Genomic DNA, 248 nt, shown 5'->3' on the forward strand with positions numbered 1-248 from the left:
GGCGACCTCCTGGCCGTACGCGCCGACGTTCTGGATGGGGGTGGCGCCGGCGGAGCCGGGGATTCCGGCGAGGCATTCGATGCCGGCGAGTCCGGCGTCGACGGTGTGGGCGACGGCGTCGGTCCAGACCTCGCCGGCGGCGAGCTCCAACCTGGTCATCGGCGACAAGGGCTTCGCCGGCACCGCCCTGGTCATCGCCACCAGGGGCGTCACCCTCGACGGCACGAAGCTGGAGCTCGCCGCCGGCG

General features: G+C 74.2%; 1 protein-coding gene. It reads right to left on the bottom strand.

The window, feature by feature from the left end:
• A partial coding sequence (locus tag AOK23_RS51875) for an FAD-binding protein (protein WP_420823701.1) occupies window positions 1–248 on the bottom strand: 248 nt, incomplete at both ends.

Source organism: Streptomyces torulosus (genome assembly GCF_001419765.1).
Lineage (GTDB): Bacteria > Actinomycetota > Actinomycetes > Streptomycetales > Streptomycetaceae > Streptomyces > Streptomyces torulosus.